This is a genomic window from Ruegeria sp. BHSA118 (assembly GCF_059613405.1).
Window position 1 is genome coordinate 1 of record NZ_JBXWSM010000136.1, and the last position, 2,949, is coordinate 2,949.

Here is a 2,949-nt window from a genome sequence, read left to right on the forward strand (position 1 = left end):
ATCACGGTCCATCATGCACAATAAGGTGTGGCCTGAAATTATGACGGCTCAAGTTCCCGCTATTTTGATCTGTTTTCGGGACATTGACCGCGGGATGCCCTGATTGTCGATATCATGAACCGCGTGAATGAACGTCAGGGTTTGAGAGAAAAGCGCCGGCCCAAAGTCAGAAAGACCGAGTTTGAATTTGCCTTAAAGCCGTTCTGATCGTCCATTTCATACTGGTACCCCACGTTTACAGCCCAGTCTTTCGTAACCGCCCGTGTATAGGACGCACTGAACGTACCGCGCTGGCGCGGGTTGGGTTGACCGGTTCCCTCGTCTTCCTGATCGATGTAATCGATACTGAAAGACAGCCCCGATACCGGGTTGATGAAATAGTCATATGTCAGAAACACCAGTGTTTCACGTGTTTCTATGCTCTGCGTACTGGTGCCGACCCGGCGTTGCACCGTTGCCCCGATCCGGGAACTGGCCAGCTGATAGCTGTAGTCGAGCTGCCCGATCGGCGTGACTTCGTCGAATGGTCCTCTGGTCAGGCCCAAGTTGAAGCTGAATACTCCGTTGGCGCGCTGAAAACTGCGGCCGGCCGTTGCGTTTATCCGTGACCCATTAACCCCGAATGTCTGGTCAATCTGAAAATCCGCCGAGCCGTCTGGCAGGGTTTTGCTCCATGCGAAATCCCAGACGAAATCCTCGGTTACGGTGTTGGTATTGGTTGTGCGCTGCGTGTCATCCACCTGACTGTAACCGATATTCGCACTGACGGTGGTGACAGGGGATATGTCATAGGTTCCGCCAACTGTCACAACCGTCGTTTGCTCATCGGTTCGTACGTTGTCCTCTGCCGAGAAATCAGTGTAGCCGAGACGCAAGTTGGCCTGAAAAACCGGTGACACCCGCAATGTCGTGATCGCCGTGTAATTGCTTGACTTGTTGTCGAACAGGTTCGGATCGATCGTGTTTGTATAAGTGCGTTCGCTATAGCTGTAGATGAATTGGAACCCGATTGGATCATTCAGGCCGGTTTGCCAATTCAGGTTGCCCAAGGAGTTGACCTGATCCCCGATGGTTCCGGTCACATCGGCGGCATCAATTCTGCCATCCAGATTGGTGTCGGTCAGTGAACGGTTAAAAGCCAGATCCTGTTCGCGGTAATCCAATAGCAGGTCAAGCTGGCTGTTCAGGCGCGATCGCTGATACGACAGGCGGGCAGACGGGTCCGCAAAACTGGAATCCGTCCCGATAATCGGCTCATTGGCGATCCGGTACAGCCCGGAAAGGTCAAGAGCCAATCTCGAATCCGAGGTCTGCTTCAGAATACCCAGGGCCAGCGTATTCTCCCACCAGGTCGTGGACCCAAGCGAAGGATCGGTCAGGCGAAGATTGCTGTCATGTCTGAGCGACGAGAGATAATCCAGGGTCACACTCAGGCCGGTCCCGGTCCCAATCTGCTGACCGGTCGGCAGGCCGACCCTTCGGGCCGGGTTTCGCTGTGCCCGTTGTGCGATCAGTTGCTGGCTGGGTGTCTGCTGCACAACCGTCGATGCGACGGTTGTCTGCTGCACGGATGTTTGCTGTGTCGAGGTTTGTGTTTGCTGCGTTGTCGTTTGCGGTGTCGCAGCCTGCTGCCCGACGGCCGGTGTAAACGAACTTATAACGGCTATCCCGCCCCCCAGAATGGTGGAACGCCTGCTCCTGGATTTCCCCACCTGTATCAGCCCCTATTCGAACAAGCGGCGTGCTGGTACGACAACAACGTCTCCGGGTCTAAGCACTGTATTGCCTTGGATGCCACCGCCCGAGCCATTGTAGTTATAGGTGTATTTTCTCATCACGCCTGTTTTACTGTCAGCCCGGCGCAATTCGATGCGCTTGCGGGCCGCGAAATTGGTCAGGCCACCGGCCTGAGCCAAAACCTGAAGAATTGTTGTGCCTTCGGTTGCCAGATGCTTGCCGGGCACATTGACCTCACCCATGATGAACACATCGATGGTTGGTCCGGATGCGGCCTGTCCGCCCAGAAGCGGCGGCGGAGCCAGCGACGCCACTGAAATAAAGACTGTCGGCGGCGTATTGAAATTCGAGGCCAACGCCGATGAGAGCGACGCGCTTAATCCGCTGGTCGACTGACCGGCCGCACGGATCGAGCCGGCAAGCGGAAAGTTGATGGACCCGTCCGGCAGAACCAGAATGGTCCGATTCAGGGTGGGATCTTCGAGAACTTCAACCTGCAGCGCATCACCCGGTTGGATTTGATAGGATTGCGCCCATGATGCGGTGGCCGCGATCATGGTAAGGGCAAGAGCGATTAATGACCCGATGACTGTACGCATATTCAAATCTCTCACTTTTTCCTACTTATGCCTTCCCACAAGCTGCAAAACAATCAGCAGGGAGTCTGATACATACAAGATGCGGCAGAAATGCAGCGGCGGCGCGCGTGCACTCTGTGCGCTTACTGACCTGCGTTGCTCATCGTGACCAGCCGTTCGATCTCGGCCTCTATGGATGAGGCAATCTCAGCCGAGGCTACCCCGGTCGCTTCCGCTGCACGAAAACTGCGCAAAGCTTCTTCGTGCCGGTCCAGAGCGGCGTATGTTTTGCCCAGATGGTACAGGACCAGAGGATGCCCAGAGAAAACCTGTGCCGCAGATTCCAGGTACTGGACAGCCTCTTCATAGTTGCCGACCTGATACGCCACCCAGCCATAGGTATCTTGAAAGGCGGGTTCTTGCGTGCCCCGCAGACGCTGCGCCAAGACATGCGCACGTTGCAGGCTTTCGGCATCGTTGCGCTGGGTTGTCAGCAGGCTGGCAAGGTTGTTGGCAACCAAAATCGACTGGCCACTGAGGGGGTAGAGCTTTTCGTAAACGGCAATGGCCTGCTCCATATCGCCGGCCTGTTCGTGAAACGCTGCCTGCACAAATAGCAGATCGGGGTTTTCGG

Annotated in this window: 3 protein-coding genes; all 3 read right to left on the minus strand. The window is 55.7% G+C overall.

Features of this window, described 5'->3' with window-relative positions; translation table 11 throughout:
* Positions 1-134: 134 nt before the first annotated feature.
* Positions 135-1,568 carry a hypothetical protein gene (locus AC2FNN_RS21290; protein ID WP_496760477.1) on the minus strand — a complete coding sequence of 478 codons (1,434 nt, stop codon included), beginning with the start codon at positions 1,566-1,568 and terminating at the stop codon, positions 135-137.
* 156 nt (positions 1,569-1,724) lie between these two features.
* Positions 1,725-2,336 carry a polysaccharide biosynthesis/export family protein gene (locus tag AC2FNN_RS21295; RefSeq protein ID WP_224859205.1) on the minus strand — a complete coding sequence of 204 codons (612 nt, stop codon included), beginning with the start codon at positions 2,334-2,336 and terminating at the stop codon, positions 1,725-1,727.
* 122 nt (positions 2,337-2,458) lie between these two features.
* Positions 2,459-2,949 (minus strand): tetratricopeptide repeat protein (locus tag AC2FNN_RS21300; RefSeq protein WP_496760479.1); only part of this gene is annotated, 491 nt, incomplete at its 5' end.

Coding starts and splice junctions, on each gene's coding strand:
- AC2FNN_RS21295 (WP_224859205.1), bottom strand. CDS start 2,336: ATGCGTACAGTCATCGGGTCATTAATCGCTCTTGCCCTTACCATGATC.